The organism is Marichromatium bheemlicum, from assembly GCF_012276755.1.
Lineage (GTDB): Bacteria > Pseudomonadota > Gammaproteobacteria > Chromatiales > Chromatiaceae > Marichromatium > Marichromatium bheemlicum.
This window is the reverse complement of record NZ_JAAXKX010000001.1, coordinates 45,739-63,328: the sequence shown is the minus strand read 5'-3', so window position 1 is coordinate 63,328 and position 17,590 is coordinate 45,739. Positions and strand designations below refer to the sequence as shown.

Annotated in this window: 16 protein-coding genes and 1 riboswitch; of the genes, 5 read left to right on the top strand and 11 right to left on the bottom strand. The window is 69.6% G+C overall.

Annotation, left to right across the window (positions count from 1 at the left end; all coding sequences use genetic code 11):
* The 5 genes from HF203_RS00270 to HF203_RS00250 all read right to left on the bottom strand — a co-directional run bounded on the left by HF203_RS00270 (position 1) and on the right by HF203_RS00250 (position 3,441).
* Entirely contained in the window at positions 1–432 is a 432-nt protein-coding gene (locus HF203_RS00270) for an energy transducer TonB (protein ID WP_168665423.1), read from the bottom strand.
* 323 nt (positions 433–755) lie between these two features.
* Positions 756–1,157: an ExbD/TolR family protein gene (locus HF203_RS00265; RefSeq protein ID WP_168665421.1), complete on the bottom strand. Its 402-nt coding sequence runs from the start codon at positions 1,155–1,157 to the stop codon at positions 756–758.
* Positions 1,158–1,167: 10 nt separating this feature from the next.
* A complete protein-coding gene (locus HF203_RS00260) occupies positions 1,168–1,557 on the bottom strand; it encodes an ExbD/TolR family protein (RefSeq protein ID WP_168665419.1) in 390 nt (129 codons plus the stop codon).
* Complete coding sequence (locus HF203_RS00255; protein WP_168665417.1) at positions 1,547–2,203, bottom strand: MotA/TolQ/ExbB proton channel family protein; 657 nt, start codon at positions 2,201–2,203, stop codon at positions 1,547–1,549. The genes HF203_RS00260 and HF203_RS00255 overlap by 11 nt, the downstream gene beginning before the upstream one ends.
* 153 nt (positions 2,204–2,356) lie before the next feature.
* Positions 2,357–2,563: riboswitch (cobalamin riboswitch) on the bottom strand.
* A gap of 224 nt (positions 2,564–2,787) precedes the next feature.
* Positions 2,788–3,441, bottom strand: a complete 654-nt coding sequence (locus HF203_RS00250; RefSeq protein ID WP_168665415.1) for an energy-coupling factor ABC transporter ATP-binding protein — start codon at positions 3,439–3,441, stop codon at positions 2,788–2,790.
* Between the two features lie 302 nt (positions 3,442–3,743).
* On the opposite strand from HF203_RS00250, the gene cobD reads away from it, so the two are divergent.
* Complete coding sequence (gene cobD / locus HF203_RS00245) at positions 3,744–4,799, top strand: threonine-phosphate decarboxylase CobD (protein WP_168665413.1); 1,056 nt, start codon at positions 3,744–3,746, stop codon at positions 4,797–4,799.
* A gap of 98 nt (positions 4,800–4,897) precedes the next feature.
* Positions 4,898–5,329, top strand: coding sequence for a hypothetical protein (locus HF203_RS00240; RefSeq protein WP_168665411.1), 432 nt, complete (start codon positions 4,898–4,900; stop codon positions 5,327–5,329).
* Positions 5,330–5,370: 41 nt separating this feature from the next.
* Here the strand turns inward: HF203_RS00240 and HF203_RS00235 are convergent, their stop codons facing one another.
* Together HF203_RS00235 and HF203_RS00230 are read right to left on the bottom strand one after the other, a co-directional pair.
* Positions 5,371–6,681, bottom strand: a complete 1,311-nt coding sequence (locus HF203_RS00235; protein ID WP_168665409.1) for an ATP-binding protein — start codon at positions 6,679–6,681, stop codon at positions 5,371–5,373.
* A gap of 54 nt (positions 6,682–6,735) precedes the next feature.
* The gene (locus HF203_RS00230) at positions 6,736–8,715 is read right to left on the bottom strand and encodes an SLC13 family permease (RefSeq protein WP_168665407.1); all 1,980 of its coding nucleotides are present in this window, start codon (positions 8,713–8,715) and stop codon (positions 6,736–6,738) included.
* Between the two features lie 102 nt (positions 8,716–8,817).
* On the opposite strand from HF203_RS00230, the gene HF203_RS00225 reads away from it, so the two are divergent.
* Positions 8,818–9,534 (top strand): retropepsin-like aspartic protease, encoded by a 717-nt coding sequence (locus HF203_RS00225; RefSeq protein WP_168665405.1) that lies wholly within the window; start codon positions 8,818–8,820, stop codon positions 9,532–9,534.
* A gap of 6 nt (positions 9,535–9,540) precedes the next feature.
* On the opposite strand, the gene HF203_RS00220 is transcribed toward HF203_RS00225, so the two are convergent.
* From HF203_RS00220 to ileS, 4 genes are all read right to left on the bottom strand, one after another.
* Positions 9,541–10,587 (bottom strand): succinylglutamate desuccinylase/aspartoacylase family protein, encoded by a 1,047-nt coding sequence (locus tag HF203_RS00220; RefSeq protein WP_168665403.1) that lies wholly within the window; start codon positions 10,585–10,587, stop codon positions 9,541–9,543.
* Positions 10,588–10,596: 9 nt separating this feature from the next.
* Positions 10,597–11,502 carry a 30S ribosomal protein S6--L-glutamate ligase gene (gene rimK / locus HF203_RS00215; RefSeq protein ID WP_168665401.1) on the bottom strand — a complete coding sequence of 302 codons (906 nt, stop codon included), beginning with the start codon at positions 11,500–11,502 and terminating at the stop codon, positions 10,597–10,599.
* Between the two features lie 90 nt (positions 11,503–11,592).
* Positions 11,593–12,102 carry a signal peptidase II gene (gene lspA, locus HF203_RS00210; protein WP_168665399.1) on the bottom strand — a complete coding sequence of 170 codons (510 nt, stop codon included), beginning with the start codon at positions 12,100–12,102 and terminating at the stop codon, positions 11,593–11,595.
* The gene (gene ileS / locus HF203_RS00205) at positions 12,095–14,935 is read right to left on the bottom strand and encodes an isoleucine--tRNA ligase (protein ID WP_168665397.1); all 2,841 of its coding nucleotides are present in this window, start codon (positions 14,933–14,935) and stop codon (positions 12,095–12,097) included. Before ileS ends, lspA begins: the two co-directional genes overlap by 8 nt.
* Positions 14,936–15,285: 350 nt before the next feature.
* On the opposite strand from ileS, the gene HF203_RS00200 reads away from it, so the two are divergent.
* A complete protein-coding gene (locus HF203_RS00200) occupies positions 15,286–16,515 on the top strand; it encodes an HD-GYP domain-containing protein (protein ID WP_168665395.1) in 1,230 nt (409 codons plus the stop codon).
* A gap of 168 nt (positions 16,516–16,683) precedes the next feature.
* A complete protein-coding gene (cysM, locus tag HF203_RS00195; protein ID WP_168665393.1) occupies positions 16,684–17,574 on the top strand; it encodes a cysteine synthase CysM in 891 nt (296 codons plus the stop codon).
* Positions 17,575–17,590: the final 16 nt, after the last annotated feature.

Sequence of the window (17,590 nt, the reverse complement as noted above, 5' to 3'; positions counted from 1 at the left end):
TCAGCCCGGCTCCAGACGGAAGATCACCGGCACCGTGAGCTGTGCCGCGACCGCGCGTCCGGCCTGCCAGGCCGGGGCGAAGCGCCAGCGTGCCACCGCGCGCAGCGCGGCGTCGTCGAGCAGGCGATGGCCGCTGCTCTCGATCACGGTGGTGGCGCCGACCCGCCCATCGGCGCCGACCGCGACCCGGATCAGGACCTGGCCCTCGAGTCCGCGACGGCGTGCCAGTCGCGGATAACGTGGGGGGGGATTGCCGGCCAGGGCGCGTGCTGGACGATTCTTTCCCGCCTGAGCGGTGTGTGTTCGCGCGGCCCCGGTGGTGATGGGGCGTGTCGTCGAGTCGGGCGGCGAAGATGGCGCTGGCGTCGAGGTGTCGCCCCGAGGGCGCGCCGTTGGTGGCGGGGTCTTGGTGCTCGGGCGTGGCGCGGCCATACTCGGCTCTGGCTCTGGCTCTGGCTCTGGCTCTGGCTCTGGCTCTGGCTCTGGCTCTGGCTCTGGCTCTGGCTCTGGCTCTGGCTCTGGCTCTGGCGCTGGCGCTGGCGCTGGTCGGGGGGGCGTCGGTTCGGCGCTCGCAGGTGCCGCGTCGGCGGTGTCAGCAGGTGCGTCGGGCGTGCCCCGGCCCTGCAGCGAGAGCCGGATCTCGCCCGTCCCGAGCGTCGGTTCGCGCAGCGGTGGTAGCAGCCAGGCGAGGGTCAGGTGCGCGCCCAGCGCCAGGACCAACGCCACGCCCCACAGCAGGCGGGTCGTGGTCCGGTTCATGGCGACTCCCGGGTGATCAGCGAGAGCGCGTCGATCCCCTGCGCGCGCAATATCGCGAGGACCTCGAGCAGAGTGCCGCTCGGGGTGTTGGCGTCGGCCTCAATGGCGATCGTGCGCCCCGGCTCGTCTGCCAAGCGTGCGGCGATCTCCGCGTCCAGCTCCGCGCGCGTGAGCGGTACGCCGGCGAGGGCGATCCGGCCGTCGGCGGCGAGTACGAGTCGCAGGCGGCCATCGGGCAGGGGCTCGCCCGGCGCGGCCTCAGGTGGGGTGACCGATAGCGGCGAGGGCGTCTCCAGGGTGCCGACCAGGAGGAAGAACACCAGCAGCAGGAGCACGACGTCGACCAGCCCGCTCATCGGGTCGCGCTGGCCTCTGCGGGGGGGGGCGGGGATCTGCATCCGTGCGGCCTCAATGCTCGACCAGGGTAAGGGATCGGACGCCGGCCAGACGTGCCTGATCGATGACCTGGACCAGGGTCTGCAACGGTGTCTCAGGGGCAGGGGTGATCGCCAGCGGGTGGGTCGGGTCCTTGGCGAGGCGGGTGCGTAGCCGTTTCACCAGGGCATCGGACGGGCAGGGCGTGCCGTCGAGCCGCAGCTCGCCGTCGGCGGCGACGTCGAGTCGCAGTATGGTCGTGACGGTGTCGGCGCCGCCGCCGTCACGGGTCTCGATCGGCAATTGTTGCAGTGGATCGAGTCGGGCGGCGAGCAGGAAGAAGAGCAGCAGCAGGAAGACCACGTCGACCAGCGGCGCGAGCCCGATGCCGCGACCGTGGCGGTGCCGCGGCTCAATGCGCATCGGCCACCGGCATGGTGAACAGTCGGGTCAGGGCGTCCTCGGTGTCGTGACGCACGCGCTCGATGATTGCCTCCAGCCCGTGCAGCGCGGCGGCGGCGGGGATGGCGATCGCCAGGCCCGCTGCGGTGGTCAGCAGCGCCTCCCAGATGCCCCCGGCGAGCAGCGCCGGGTTGGCCTGTCCGCCGGCCTGCTCGAGGGTGCGGAAGGCCTCGATCATGCCGAGTACGGTGCCCAGCAGCCCGAGCAGCGGCGCCAGGGTGACGACGGCGTCGAGCCCGCGCAGATGGGCGTTGAGCCGCTGCTGCTGGGCCGCGGCCTCGCGCAGCACCTCCTCGCGCAGTTGCTGCGGGGTACGCCCACCGTGCGCCAGTCCGTCGATGGCCACCGCCAGCACCGCAGCGATCGGCTGGGGGGCGGGGGCGAGTGCGCCGCGCGCCTCGGTGAGCCGTCCGGCGGCGCAGGCGGCGAGCGTCGGCGCGATGAAGGCGCGCGCGCCGACCCGCAACCGCGCGAACTGCAGCAGCTTGAACAGCACCAGGGTGAGCGCGAGCAGCGAGAGCGCGCACAGCACCAGCATCACCGGGCCGCCGACGCTGACGAACTCGAGCGTCGATCCTATGGTGGCAGAGAGGTTGGCGAGATCCATGTCGACGGGCGCCTCCAGGCGGTGTTGCTGGGCGGGGCGGTGGATCTCGGGGGAGGGACTGGACGGTTGGCACGACCGGCCCGGTGAGCGAACGCCGGGGCCGGGCACGGCACCAGGGGGTCCCACCCTCGGCACACCCCGTCCGACGGTCAGGCGATCGGTGTCTCGATGGCAGGTCTCCTGGCTCGCGGGTCGGGGTCGGGCGCCCGGCCTTCCCGGTCCGGCGTGGACCAGTGGCGTCATGAGGGGGCGCGGACTCGCCGCTGACAGTTGCGGGGGCAGCCACGGCCTTGACCCGGATGGGCCGCACCGTGTTCCCTTTTGATCCCCTTGCGGGGAACCATCGCTGGCCGAGCATCATACCGCCGGTCGAGGGTGAGTCAAGCGGTTAGCCGGTGGCGACACGGATTCTGAACCGCGAAGACACAAAGGGCGCGAAGGGAGGGTAAAAGCGAACGGTCGCCGGTCTCCAGTCGTGGACGCCAATCCGCTCTGCCAGCTGGGAGCTGGCAGTTGAGTAAGATCCCTTTGTGTGCTTCGCGCCTTTGTGGTTCGACGCTGCCTTGATTCAAGGGTTGCCCGCGTCAGCCTGCCTCCAGTCGCCCCTGGTCGAGTCGGTAGTGGCGGGTAGCGAGGGCCTGACGCAGTGGGCTGTCATGGCTGACCAGCACCAGGGTTTGATCGAGGTCGGTGAGGATCTGTAGGAGACGGGCGCGGGTGGGTGCGTCGAGCGCGTTGGTCGGCTCGTCGAGCAGCAGTACCTCGGGCGCCATGGCGAGCACCGCGGCGAGGGCGACCAGTCGACGTTCGCCACCGGAGAGACGGTGGGTGACCCGATCGCGCAGGTGTTCGAGTCCAAGTCGGGCGAGGGTGTGCTCGACCGTCGCCCGGGCCTGCGCCGGCGACTGGCCGAGGTTGCGTGGACCGAAGGCGATGTCCTCGGTCACCGTGGGGCAGAACAGCTGGTCGTCGGCGTCCTGGAACACCAGCCCGGTGCGCCGGCGTACCACATGGAAGTCACGCTCGACGCAGCGGGGTGCGCCGAAGGCGACCAGGGTCCCGGCGGTGGGGCGCAGCAGCCCGACCATCAACTGCAATAGGGTGCTCTTGCCCGAGCCGTTGGCGCCATGGACGGCGATCCGTTCCCCGGGCCGGATCGTCAGCCCCACCCCGGCGAGCACCGGCGGACGGCCAGGGTAGGCGAAATGGATGTCGGTGAGCCTGAAGAGTGGATCCATCCGGGATGCTCGAATACGGAAGATGGGGAACGCTATCAGCTTCCAGCTTTCAGTCGCCAGCTACCAGCCGCCAGCTAGTGGCGCCAAGCTTCCCCACTGGAGGCTGGGAGTTGGAAGCTGGCAGCCCGCAATCAGCCGCCAGCTACCAGCCAGTGGCGCCAAGTTTCCCCACTGGAGGCTGGGAGCTGGAGGCTGGCGGCTCGCAATCAGCCACCAGCCACCAGCTTGCACGAACCCCGGGCAGCTGGCAGATTGCCCGATTGTCTTCCAGCCGGTATCGCCGCCACGTCGAGCGTCTCAGCATGACAGCCACCATTGTCCCGATCCATTCCGATCTGCCCCGTCCCGAACACGGCGGGCGGCTGCGTCAGGCCGCCGTGCGCTTCGACATCCCGCTGACCGATTGGCTCGATCTCTCCACGGGTATCAACCCCAACGCCTGGCCGGTGCCACCGCTGCCGCGCGCGCTCTGGTCGCGCCTGCCGGAGGCGGGGGACGGCTTGGAGCAGGCGGCGGCTGGCTATTATGGCGCCCCTGACGCGCTTGCGCTCGCCGGCTCGCAGGCGGCGATCCAGGGCCTGCCGCAGCTGCGCGCGCCCTGTCGGGTGGGGGTGCCCGAGGTCGGCTATCAGGAGCACGCCCATGGCTGGCGGCGGGCCGGGCACCAGTTGGTGCGCCTGTCCGAGGGTGATCCGCGTGGCCGGATCGAGGCCGATGCCGCCGAGCCGCTCGATGTACTGGTGGTGATCAACCCCAACAACCCCACCGGGAGGCGTTGGTCGCGTGAGACCCTGCTCGGCTGGCACGCGGCGCTGGCCGCGCGCGGTGGCTGGCTGGTGGTCGACGAGGCCTTCATGGATGTCACCCCGGAGCACAGTCTGCTCGGTGTGGTCGGTCGACCCGGACTGGTGGTGTTGCGCTCGCTCGGCAAGTTCTTCGGCCTGGCCGGGGCGCGGGTGGGTTTCGCCTGGACCGAGCCGCAGTTGCGCCAGCGCCTCGACGCCTGGCTCGGTCCCTGGACGCTGTCGGGGCCTGCGCGCGAGCTGGCGCGCTTGGCGCTGCTCGATACTGCCTGGCAGGGCTCGGCGCGGTTGGCGCTGGCGCGCGACTCGGCGCGGCTGGCGGCGTTGCTCGATCGTCACGGGTTGACGCCGAGCGGCGGCAGCGCGCTCTTCCAGTGGGTGCGGACCCCGGCGGCGCTGCGGATCCACGAGGCCCTGGCGCGCCAGGGCATCCTGGTGCGGCTGTTCGAGCAGCCGTCGAGCCTGCGCTTCGGCCTGCCCGGGGACGCGACCCAGTGGCGGCGGTTGGAACGGGCGTTGGCGGGGTTGACGGTGTCCGAGGGCGTGCCCGCGTGAGGCCGCAGTGGCTGGGTGTCCCTGCTGCGCCGACGGCGGACGGGGAGGCGTCCGGGGGACGGCGGCGGGTGTGGATGGTGCCGGCCGGCGCAACCGACGTGACCGAGGTGATCGATGGTGAGCGGATCGTGTTGCCCGAGAGCGCCCCGCACGGCGCGGCGCTCTCGGTGCACCGGCTCGACGTGCTGCTGAGCATCGGTCGGCACGCCGCCGAGCGGGCGCGGCTCGCCGGGGTCGCTCGGTTGCGCGCTCAGGGTCCGCTGCTGCTCTCCGCCACACCGCCGCTCGGTGATCCCTATCCGTGGCTCGCCCGGCACGGCGACCCGGTCCTGGTCGCGTTGGTCGGGTTGTGCGTTGCCGCCGGGCAGATCGGGTTGCGCGCCACGGTCGACGCGGCGGTGGCGCGCGCCGCGTGCGCCCTGCACCCGGGGGTAGCGTGTTGGCTCGATCACCCAGCGCCGTCGCGTTCTGTGCCGGTGGCGGCGCGGCGCCCGGCGCCGACACGCCCGCCGCTGGTGCTGGCCGGCTGAGTGCGGCGTCCCACGCTGGGTGAGGCACCGCCGACCTCGGCCTATTCTCGCTCGAACCCGATCTCGCAGCTGCCGGCGCGTGCTGCTGGTGGCGCGTCCTCGAGGATGCGCCGCTTACCCTCCAGCAGGAAGTCGATCGCCCGTTGCAGGTCGGCCTGGGCCACGCGCTGCTCGGGCTCGGGGCGCATCGCCGCGTAGGAGGCGGCGAGCAGCACCGCGTTCTGGATGTCGCCGCCAGCGGCGCCCTCGGAGTGTGCGGCCAGATCCTGATGGTCGACGTCTGCGGCCAGCGGCAGCTCGTCGGGGATGTGCGCGGCCCAGAGACGCGCGCGCTCGTCGGCGCCGGGGAGCCGGAACTCGACATGGGCGAGCATCCGTCGCAGGAAGGCGGTGTCGTAGTTGCCGACCAGGTTGGAGGCGAAGATCACCGCGCCCTCGAAGTTGTCGAGTTCGATCAGGGTGGTGCTGCGCGCGACATTGATGCTGTTGTCGGCCGATTGCGAGATATCGCGCAGCCGGCGCCCGAGGATCGAGTCGGCCTCGTCGAAAAACAGCAGCGCGCCGCTTTCGCGGGCGCGGGCGAAGGCCGCCTGGATGTTCTTCGGCGTCTCGCCGACATACATCGACTCCAGCTCGGCGTAGCTCACCCGTAGGATCGGTCGGTCGAGCAGATCGGCGATGGCATCGGCGGCGAGGGTCTTGCCGGTACCCGGCGGGCCGTAGAAGTTGAGCGCCAGGCGTCGCCCGGTGCGTGCCACCGCCGCCAGGTTCCAGGTGTCGTAGATCAGCCCCTGGGCGAGCAGGACATTGGTCGCCTCGCGAATACGGGTGAGGGTCTCGGGGTCGAGGATGAGCTGGTCGAGGCGGTGACGCGGGCGCTCCGGGGTGATCCAGTCGAGCCGTGGCGTGACCGTGGGGGCGGCGTTCGCCGCCTCGGGGGTGGCCGGTTCGGTCGTGCTCGACTCGGCGAGGGCCTCGGGTTCGGGCGTGAGCCCGGCGGCGCGGGCGATCTCGGGGTCGATCGGTGCGCCCTCGGGGTTGGCGTGGGCGCGGCGCGCGAGGGTGGCCTGCCAGGGGTTGAAGTCGATGCGGACCTTGGGGCGCAGCAGTGCGCCGGGGAAGCGGCTGCGCGCGAGGGTACGCCCGAGGCGCTTGATCAGCGCGTTGGTGGCCGCCGGCTCGGCCTCGATGGTGTAGGGCTCGCCCTGCTCGCGACAGCGCGGGCAGTCGTACATGGGCACGCCCACGGCCTCGATCAGCGGGTGGCCGGGGAGGCGCTTCTCGCCCTGGAGGACGAGTTCGAGCGGGCAGTCGTGGGTCGGGCAGCGTGGGGTTCGGTTGATCAGTGACATGGTCGCGGGTCTGGGCGCCGGCCTGGTGTGGCCGGCGCGACTGTGGGCCGTGGATCAGGGATGGTGGGTGAACACCAGGTTCAGCATGGTCAGCGAGACCACCAGGAACAGCACCGTCATGATACCGCCGGCGCGCAGGAAGTCGGTCACCCGATAGCCGCCCGGTCCCATCACCAGGGCGTTGACCTGATGGGTGGGGATGAGGAAGGAGTTGGAGGTGGCAATCGCCACGGTCAGTGCGAACAGCGCCGGGTCGGCGCCGACCCCGAGCGCCAGGTTGACCGCCAACGGCACCAGCAGCACGGTGGCACCGACGTTCGACATCACCAGGGTGAAGGCGGTGGCGAGGATCGCAAGCACCGCTTGCACCACCCACACCGGCACCGTGCCGAGTGCCTCGAGCGTTTGCGCGGCGATCCAGGCGGCGGTACCGCTCTGCTCAACCGCCAGCCCCAGCGGGATCAGCGAGGCGAGCAGGAACACCGTCTTCCAGCTCACCGCCGCGTAGGCCTCCTCGATCGACAACACCCCGGCGAGCACCATGCCCACGGCGCCGGTGAGCAATGCGACCGAGAGCCGCAGGTCGGTGAACAAGATCAACCCGAGGGTGAGTGCGAACAGCGCCAGCGCCACCGGGACCTTGTGCGGGCGCAGCGCCTCGTGCGGGTACTCGGTGGTGACGACGACGAAGTTGCGGTCGCGCTCGAGCCGCGCCAGGTCGGTCCAGGTGGTATGCACCACCAGCGCGTCGCCGGCGGCGAAGGGGGTGTTACGTACCCCGCCGGTGGTGTAGTTGATGACGTTGCCGCCGCGGTGGATCGCCAGTAGCGACAGCCCGTAGGTCTTGCGCAGCCACAGATCGCGCGCGCTCTTGCCGATCAGCGCTGAGCCCGGCGGCACCACCAGCTCGGCGATCCCGGCCTTGGACTCGGAGACGACCTCGGCGAAGTGGTCGAGCGCGGCGCTGCGTTCGAGCCGGTTGGCGGCGACGAAGGCGTCCATCGCCTCCGCGGTGCCGATCAGCGCCAGGCGGGTGTCGGCGGCGATGCCGAGGGCGCGGTTGACGCCGTCGGCGCCGACCCTGAGCCCGTCGCCCTTGTCGAGCGCCACCACCCGCACCGTCCAGGCGTCCTCCATCTCGTCGACGCTGGTGTCGACCAGCGGGCTGTCTGCCGGCACCCGTAGCTCGTGCACCGCGCAGCCGTCGAGATTATAGGTCTCGGCGAGATAGGCGCGGGTGGCCGCGCCCTCGTGCAGCTCGGTCTCACCGTCCCCACCGCGCGGCAGCACCAGGCGTCCGGCGACGACGAAATAGAGGATGCCGGTGATCAGCAGGGCGATGCCGATCGGGGCGACGTCGAACAGCGCGAAGGTGCGCAGCGGCGCGCTGTCGGCGGGGAGGGCGGCGTTGGCCTGGAGGATGAGGTCGTTGAGCAGGATCAGCGGACTCGATCCGACCATGGTGATGGTGCCGCCGAGGATGGCGCAGAAGCCCATCGGCATCAGTAGCCGCGAGATCGGTAAGCGGGTGCGCGCGGCGATGCGCCCGACCACCGGGATGAACAGCGCCGCGGCGCCGACGTTTTGCATGAAGCTCGAGATCACCCCGACGGTGCCCGAGACCAACGGGATGATGCGCGCTTCGGTGGCGCCGCCGAGACGCATGATCAGCCCCGCCACCCAGGACATGATGCCGGTACGATCGAGTCCGGCGCCGACGATCATCACCGCGATGATCGAGATCACCGCGTTGCTGGAGAAGCCGTCGAACAGCCGCTCGGGCGCGACCAGCCCCTGATCGAGTCCGATCCAGGGCGCGACCAGGCTGCTCAGGCCGAGCAGTACCATGACGCTGATCGCGGCGACATCGACGCTCACCACCTCGAAGGCGAAGAGGAAGACGGTGAGCAGCAACACGGCGCTGACCCAGGCGATCTCGACCGAGGGGGCGATGCCAGCGAGATAGATGGCGAGCAGGGTGAAGAGCGCGGCGGCCAGGTGCTCCCTGGGTAGAGCGCGGGTGGCGTCGGTCATCGGGGGTCCTCCTCTCGGCGCGGGCGATGGGTGTGAACCGGCGATCGATCATACATTAACGTTTGCTTATATTTTGTGCTTTTTTCATCTCACAGGACGTCGATGTCACGGCCGTTCGTGCTGTTCTTGATGCTGCTGCTGGGGGGAGCGGGGCAGGTGCGTGCGGCGCCCGAGGTCGAGGTCGGCGCGACGCTCGATCACCTGGCGCAACGGCATGGCTTCAGCGTCAGTGGACGCGAGCTGGCGCGAGGACACCTTGGACGGCTGCGTGCGGGCGGACTGGAACGACGCCTGCGCCATCTGCTCGCCGGGCTCGATCATGTCATCCTGCGCACCCCCGACGGGCGGGTGGTACGGGTCATCCTGGTCGGTGCCCGGAGGACGCCCGGGGCGATCTCCGGGGCACCGCTGCCCGAGGCCGCGCCGCTGCAGTTGCCGTTGCGTCGCAAGGGTGCGGCGTGGGTGGTGGTATTGACGCTCGAGTCCGGCGATGCAGCTCCCAGGCGGCAGCCGCTACTGCTCGATACCGGGGCCACGCGCACCCTGCTACCGGCAAGGGTGTGCGCCGAGCTGGGGCTCGATCTGGAGGCGCCACCGGTCGCGATCGCGCTCGGCGGCGCCGAGGTGCTGGCGCGACCCGGGCGCCTGACCGCGGTGCGTGCCGGCCCTCGACGTCTGCTGGAGGTCGAGGTGGGCTGTGTCGAGGGTCGCGCGCTCGGCGGCAACGCGTTGCTCGGCGAGGACCTGTTCGAGCGGCTCGGCGCTCGGCTCGATCGCGACGGCGCGCGTCTGCTGCTCGATCCCGCGCCGGGCGACTGAGTGGTCTCAGAGGATGCTCGGTCCCGCCTCGGCCTCGTCCTCGGGATCGAGCGCGACGCGATACTGCTCGACGGCCTCGACCGCGCTCTCCAGGGCGCCGAAGCGGGCGATGTGATAGAGCGCCTCACCCTCGGTGACCAGCGGCAGGTTGGTGCGACCGATGACGATGCCGCTGCAGGGCGCGCGCACCGGCTCGTCGGCGGGGCGGAAGGGGTCGGTGAGCACCCCCAGGGTGTCGCCGCGCTCGACCTGGGCGCCGAGCGCGGTGAGCGAGAGCAGCACGCCGCTCTGCGGGGCGCGCACCCACAGGCTCGAGCGCGCCACCACCGGGGCGCGCACCCGGGCGCGGCGCCCGCCCGAGGCGCGGATCATCCCCAGCCGGCGCATCACCCCGAGGATGCCGCGCACCCCGGCGCGGATCGAGAACTCGTCGAAGCGCAGCGCCTCGCCGGCCTCGAACAGCAACAGCGGGATGTCGTGCTCGGCGGCCACCGCGCGCAGCGAGCCCGGGCGCGGCTCGGCGTCGAGGATCACCGGTGCGGCGAAGGCGCGAGCCAGCTCCGAGGTCTCGGGGCTGGCGTCGAGGGTGGCGCGGATCTGGGGCAGGTTCTCGCGATGCAGGGCGCCGGTGTGCAGGTCGATGCCGTGGGTCGCCTTGGTGACCACCTCGCTGACCAGGGTAGCGGCCAGGCGCGCGGCCAGCGAGCCGGTGTCCGAGCCGGGGAAGCTGCGGTTGAGATCGCGCCGGTCGGGCAGGTAGCGCGACTGGCGGACATAGCCGTAGACGTTGACCACCGGCACCGCCAGCAGGGTGCCGCGCAGGTGACGCAGTGCCGGGTGGGCGAGTAGCCGGCGGATGATCTCGACACCGTTGATCTCGTCGCCGTGGACCGCCGCGGTGACGAACAGCCGTGGCCCGTCGCGCCGCCCGCGCAGCACGTGCACCGGCATCGCCACCGGGGTCTGGGTGTAGAGGTTGGGGAGGGCGAGGTCGATGCGGGTGCGCTCGCCCGGCGAGATCGCGTGCCCGGCGATGCGCACTGGCTCGGTCATGGGCGCTGCTCAGCCCTGACCGCGGGTGCGGGTCTTGCCGGCGGCGGCGTGTTTCTCGATGAAGGCGACGATCTGGTCGGCGATGTCCTTGCCGGTGGCCGCCTCGATGCCCTCGAGTCCGGGCGAGGAGTTGACCTCCATCACCACCGGGCCGTGGTTGGAGCGAAGGATGTCGACGCCGGCGACGTTGAGCCCCATGATCCGCGCCGCGCGGGTCGCGGTGGAGCGTTCCTCGGGGGTGATGCGGATCAGTGAGGCGCTGCCGCCGCGGTGGAGGTTGGAGCGGAACTCACCGGCCTTGGCCTGACGCTTCATCGCCGCCACCACCTTGTCGCCGATGACGAAGCAGCGGATGTCGGCGCCCTTGGCCTCGTGGATGTATTCCTGCACCAGGATGTTGGCCTTGAGCCCCATGAAGGCCTCGATCACGCTCTCGGCAGCCTGCTGGGTCTCGGCGAGCACCACGCCGATGCCCTGGGTACCCTCGAGGAGCTTGATCACCAGCGGTGCGCCGCCGACCATCTTGATGAGGTCGGCGATGTCGTCCGGGGCGTGGGCGAAGCCGGTGATCGGCAGCCCGATGCCCTTGCGCGAGAGTAGCTGTAGCGAGCGCAGCTTGTCGCGCGCGCGGGTGATCGCCACCGACTCGTTGAGCGGGTAGACGCCCATCATCTCGAACTGGCGCAGTACCGCGGTGCCGTAGAAGGTCACCGAGGCGCCGATGCGCGGGATCACCGCGTCGAAGCCGGTCAGCTCCTCGCCCTTGTAGTGGATCGAGGGGGCGTGCGAGGTGATGTTCATGTAGCAGCGCAGCACGTCGAGCACCTTGGTCTCGTGACCGCGTGCGCGCGCCGCCTCCACCAGTCTGCGGGTGGAGTAGAGCGAGGGGTTGCGTGAAAGGATCGCAATTCTCATCGCATGAGAAGGCCTGTAGAGAAAAATGGCCGGGGAAGCGCCTCCCCCGGGGTGGACGACCATCCCTGGTCGTGGCCGGGTGCGCCGGCCTCAGTCCTGATGATGCGGTTCGGGGCGCTCGAATAGGGTGACGATGAACAGGATGACGACCCCGATGCTGATCGCGCTATCGGCGACGTTGAAGGCCGGCCAGGGGTTGAACAGGTCCATCGGCAGGAAGGGCAGATAGACCTGGACGAAGTCGATCACATGGCCGAGCACCACCCGGTCGATCAGGTTGCCGAGCGCACCGCCGAGCAGCAGCGCTAGTGCCGCGGCGCTCCAGCGCTGGTCGCGGCGCAGCCGCCCCAGCCAGATCACCAGCGCGACGCTGACGACCACGGCGATCAGCGCGAACAGCCAGCGCTGCCAGCCGCCGGCCCCGGCGAGCAGGCTGAAGGCCGCCCCCTCGTTGAACACCAGGGTGAGATGCAGGGTCTCGGTCAGTGCGATGACCTGGAACGGCTCCAGCACAGCATAGACCAGCCACTTGCTGGCCTGGTCGAGGACCAGCACCAGCAGCGACAGCCACAGCCAGGAGCGGGCGCCGGGCTCAGCCATAGCGACGAGTCTCGCCGGAGCCGGCGACGTTCTCGACACAGCGCCCGCACAGCTCCGGGTGCTCGGTGTTGTGGCCGACATCGGCGCGACGGTGCCAGCAACGCACGCACTTGGGGTGGCTGCTCGGCGTGACCGTCACCCGCAGGCCGTCGAGGTCGGTGTCCTGGGCGGCCTCGGGTGCCTGCTCGAGTGGCGCGAGGGTCACCGCCGAGGTGATCAGCACGAAGCGCAGCTCGTCCTCGAGGCGGGCCAGCGAGGTCTGCAGTTCGGGGGCGCAATAGAGGGTGAGTTCGGCGTCGAGCCCGGCGCCGATGGCCCCGGCCTTGCGCGCGGCCTCCAGCGCCGGTCCGACGGCGGCGCGCACCGCGATCACCTGATCCCAGAAGGCGCGGCCGAGTGGTTCGTCAGCGGCGAGGGTGAACAGTCCCGCGTACCACTGCTCGGTGAACGGGGTCTCGCCGCGCTCGCCGGGGATGTGGCGCCAGATCTCGTCGGCGGTGAAGCTCAGGATCGGCGCCATCCAGCGTGCCATCGCCTCGATGATGTGATACATCGCGCTCTGGCAGGAGCGCCGCGCCTGGCTGTCGGCCTGGGTGGTGTATTGACGGTCCTTGATGACATCGAGATAGAAACCGCCGAGGTCGACCACGCAGAACTGCTGCAGCTTCTGGCAGATCAGGTGGAACTGGTAGTCCTCGTAGGCGGCGACGATCTCCTGCTGGAGGCGTGCGGCGCGATCGACCGCCCAACGGTCGAGGGCGAGCATCTCGCTGGGGGGCAGCAGGTCGCTGACCGGGTCGAAGCCGTTGAGGTTGGCGAGCAGAAAACGCGCGGTGTTGCGGATGCGTCGGTAGCTGTCGGCGGTGCGCTTGAGGATCTCGTCGCTGACGCTCATCTCGCCGCGATAGTCGGTACCCGCGACCCACAGTCGGATGATGTCGGCGCCGAGGTTCTTGACCACTGCCTGCGGCTTGACCACGTTGCCCTTGGACTTGGACATCTTCTCGCCCTTGGCGTCGACGGTGAAGCCGTGGGTGAGTACCTGACGATAGGGGGCGTGATCGTGGATCGCGGTGGAGGTCATCAACGAGGACTGGAACCAGCCGCGGTGCTGATCGGAGCCCTCGAGATAGAGGTCGGCCGGGCGGCCGAGTTCGGCGCGCCGTTCGAGCACGCAGGCGTGGGTCACCCCGGAGTCGAACCAGACGTCGAGGGTGTCGTGCACCTTGTCGTAGTGCGCGGCTTCCTCGGCGCCGAGGAGTTCGGCCGGATCGAGCGCGAACCAGGCCTCGATACCCTCGCGCTCGACGCGCTCGGCGACCTGCTCGATCAGCTCGGCGGTGCGCGGGTGCAGCTCGGCACTCTCCTTGTGGACGAACAGCGGGATCGGCACGCCCCAGGTGCGCTGGCGTGAGATGCACCAGTCGGGGCGGCCTTGGACCATCGCCTCGATGCGGTTGCGCCCCCACTCCGGCAGCCACTCAACCTTGTCGATCTCGCGCAGTGCCGCCGCGCGCAGCCCCTGTTGGTCCATGCTGATGAACCACTGCGGGGTGGCGCGGAAGATGATCGGGGTCTTATGCCGCCAGCAGTGCGGGTAGCTGTGGGTGATGCGGGTCTCGAGCAGGAGTGCGCCGTGGTGTTTGAGCACCTCGATGACGTGTTCATTGGCCTTGAACACGTGCTCGCCGGCGAACAGCTCGGTATCGGGTAGGAAGCACCCATCACCGCCGACCGGGTTGTCGATTGGCAGGCCATAGCGCTGACCGACGAGGTAGTCCTCGAGGCCGTGGCCCGGGGCGGTGTGTACCGCGCCGGTACCGGCATCGAGGCTGACATGCTCGCCGAGGATCACCGGTACCTCGCGGTCGTAGAAGGGGTGGTGCAGTCGCAGCCCTTCGAGATCGATGCCGCGGGCATAGCCGAGCACGCGGTAGTGTTCGATGCCCCAGCGGTCCATGGTGTCCTTGAGCAGCCCTTCGGCGACGATCAACCGCTCGCGCCCGCCCGGGGCGGCGTCATGCTCGGCCTCGACCACCACGTAGTCGAGCTCGGCGTTGAGTGCGACGGCTTGGTTGGCCGGTAGGGTCCAGGGCGTGGTGGTCCAGATCACCACCGCCACCGGACCGCTGCCGGCACCGTCGGGGGCGGTGTGACAGCGGCCCTCGAGGGCATTGGGGTCGACCAGTCGGAAGCGCACGTCGATCGCGCTCGACTGCTTGTCGGCGTACTCGACCTCGGCCTCGGCCAGCGCCGAGCCGCAGTCGACGCACCAGTGCACCGGCTTGAACCCCTTGTGGACGTGCCCATTGTCGATGATGCGCCCGAGCGCACGGATGATGTCGGCCTCGAAGCCGTAGTCCATGGTGAGATAGGGGTTGTCCCAGTCACCGAGCACGCCCAGGCGCTTGAAGTCGGTGCGCTGGCCGTCGACCTGGCGGGCGGCATAGTCGCGACAGGCGCGGCGGAATTCGGCGGCACTGATCTTCTGCCCCGGTTTACCCTTTTTCTTCTCGACCTGGAGTTCGATCGGCAGACCGTGACAGTCCCAGCCCGGGACGTAGGGGGCGTCGAATCCGGCCAGGGTGCGCGACTTGACGATGATGTCCTTGAGCACCTTGTTGACGGCGTGGCCGATATGGATGTCGCCGTTGGCGTAGGGTGGGCCATCGTGCAGCACGAAGCGCTCGGCGCCGGCGCGGGCCTCGCGGATGCGTGCGTAGAGATCCATCGACTCCCAGCGTTTGAGCATCTCGGGCTCGCGCTGTGCCAGGTTGGCCTTCATCGCGAAGCCGGTCTTGGGAAGATTGAGCGTCTGTTTATAGTCTGTCACGTCGATCTCAACGGGTCGGAAAGAGTGGGGCGCGCCGGTCCCGGGGCGCGCGTTCGGGGCAAGCTACAAGTCGCCCCGATGATAATCAAGCAAGGTCGTCAACCCTCGGTGTTGCGTCTCGGTCGCGTGTTGACCGCCCGGATCGCGGTCGCTAGCTTACCGGCCACGCCGAGGCCTGGCGCTGCCCGTGCCGAGACATGGGCGCGGCGGTGTCGGGGCGGTCATGGTGCGAGCGCGCCGGGGAGCCGACGTGGCGCGGGCGAGCCGGTCAGATGTCGGATCCAATGTCGGTCAGTGCAGGTTGCGCCGTGAGTGAGAACACACAAGGTAAACCCAGGTTACGTATCGGGATGTTCGTACACCTCGACCTGCCCTGGATGGCGCATCCGTTCTTCACCAATAGCTTCAAGATCCGCACCCGTAAGCAGCTCGAGACGCTGCTGCAGCTCGACCTCGGACGGGTACGGATCGATCCGGCACGCAGCGATCCCGAACCCGAGGAGCTGCCCCCGGTCGAGCCGGAGATCGACGCCGAGGCCCGCGATCAGCTCCGCGCCGACCTCGAGGCCTCCCTGTGGGAGGAGAAGAACGCGCGTATCCGCGTACTCAAGGAACGGCGCAAGCGTCTCAACCTCTGCGCCAAGCGTTATCGTCAATCGGTGGTGCTGGCGCGCAAGCTGATGTCGCACCTGCGCTCGGCCCCGGCGCAAGCGGCCGAGGAGGCCGATGTGCTGGTCTCGCAGATGGTCGAGGACCTGACCGCCGACCACGAGGCCACGGTGCAGCTGGTCAACCTCAAGAGCCAGGACGAGAACACCTATCATCACGCCATCAACGTGATGGCCTTGGCGCTGGTGGCGGGGCGTAAGCTCAGGCTCGACCCTGACACCCTGCGTTTGCTCGGTCTCGCCGCGCTCTTCCACGACCTGGGGCTGCAGCGCATCCCCTCGCAGATCCTGCACAAAAAGGGCGACTGGAACAAGCCGGAGCGTGCCCTCTACGAACAACACCCGCGTTACGGGGTGGAGATCGCCCGGAGCATCGGTACCCTGCCCGAGGCGGTGGTCGAGGTCATCGGCAAGCATCACGAGCACATCGACGGCAGCGGTTATCCCGAGGGTCTCAACGGCAACGCGCTGGGCATGCTCACCCGCATCGTCAGCGTGGTCAATCGCTACGACAACCTCTGCAATGGTGCCCGCAGCGGGCGTGGGCTGTCGCCGCACCAGGCCGTCTCGAGCATGTATACCAAGGAGCGCGCGCGCTACGACCCGCGGGTGCTCACCACCCTGATCACCAATCTCGGTGTCTACCCGCCGGGGACCGTCGTGCGGCTCGACGACGAGCGCATCGCGGTGGTGATCTCGATCAACCCGGATGCGCTGCTCAAGCCCAATGTGCTGGTCTATTCGCCGGAGATCCCGAACGATCAGGCGCTGATCCTCGATCTGTCGGAGGAGGAGGCGAGCATTCGCGAGAGTCTGCACCAGTCGGAGCTGACCGAGGACATCATCGAATATCTCAACCTCTCCGACAAGCTGAGTTATTACGTCCAGTCGGGATCGGGCAAGGGGCGTTGAGCAGGCGTCCGGTGGCGCTTTGCCTGATGGTGTCGGGTTGGCGTAACGTGATGTCGGACCGGCTGGCGATGCCTGACCGGGTGCCCGGCGATCTGGCACAATGCGCCGCCTGCACGCCGGGCCAGCCGGTCCGAACCCACTCCCGCCATTGGCCACGGTAACGAGAACATGTCCTATCCGACCATCGAAGACTTCGTCGGCAACACGCCGCTGGTGCGTTTGCAGCGTCTGCCCGGCGAGACCTCCAACCTGATCCTCGCCAAGCTCGAGGGCAACAACCCCGCCGGCTCGGTCAAGGACCGGCCCGCGCTCAACATGATCCGTCGCGCCGAGGAGCGCGGTACCATCCGTCCCGGCGACACCCTGATCGAGGCCACCAGCGGCAATACCGGCATCGCGCTGGCGCTGGCGGCGGCCATTCGCGGCTATCGCATGGTGCTGATCATGCCCGAGAACATGAGCGCCGAGCGCCGCGGGGCGATGCGCAGCTATGGCGCCGAGATCATCCTCACCCCCGCCACCGGCGGCATGGAGGCGGCCATCGATCTCGCCCTGGAGATGGAGGCGCGCGGTGAGGGGGTACGGCTCGATCAGTTCTCCAACCCCGACAACCCCGAGGCGCATACCCTCGGCACCGGCCCCGAGATCTGGCGCGACACCGCAGGTCGGGTGACCCACTTCGTCAGCTCGATGGGCACCACCGGCACCATCATGGGCACCGGGCGTTATCTCAAGGCGCAGAACCCGGCGGTGCAGGTCGTCGGCGTGCAGCCGGCCGAGGGCGCGAGCATCCCCGGCATCCGCCGCTGGCCCGAGGCCTATCTGCCCAAGGTCTACGACCCGGCCGGGGTCGATCGCATCATCGACGTCAGCCAGCAGGACGCTGAGGAGACGATGCGCGCGCTGGCCGCGCGCGAGGGCATCTTCGCCGGCGTTTCCTCGGGCGGCGCGGTGGCCGCGGCGCTGCGTCTCTCCGCCGAGGTCGAGAACGCGGTGATCGTGGCCATCATCTGCGACCGCGGCGACCGTTATCTGTCGACCGGGGTGTTCCCGGCCTGATCCCCATCATCCACAA